Annotated in this window: 1 protein-coding gene; it reads left to right on the top strand. The window is 60.9% G+C overall.

Annotated elements, in window-relative coordinates:
- On the top strand, positions 1–253 hold a 253-nt coding region (locus tag IU459_RS39215; protein WP_228839086.1), incomplete at both ends, for a hypothetical protein.

Here is a 253-nt window from a genome sequence, read left to right as displayed (position 1 = left end):
CCCGGCGCCCTGACCTGCGAGTATCTGCACGCCTAGAGACACGGTCCCCAGGCGCGTTTCTCCATGTCTGGGCAGGTCAGGGCATAAATCTGGGCTCTATCCGCTCCGAATTACGCGGAACGCAGGTCACCGCATCCTCCCGCAACAGCGTCAACTATCAGCGGTTCCTGGAACTGGTCGAACAGGCCAACCCGGTCGGCGACATCCACGTGATCACCGACAACCTCTCCAGTCACAACAGCAAATCCACCCG

Origin of the sequence: Nocardia amamiensis (assembly GCF_015477605.1) — a bacterium.
Taxonomy (GTDB): Bacteria; Actinomycetota; Actinomycetes; order Mycobacteriales; family Mycobacteriaceae; genus Nocardia; species Nocardia amamiensis_A.
The sequence above is the reverse complement of the archived record's forward strand: the minus strand, read 5'-3'. Positions and strand labels throughout refer to the sequence as shown.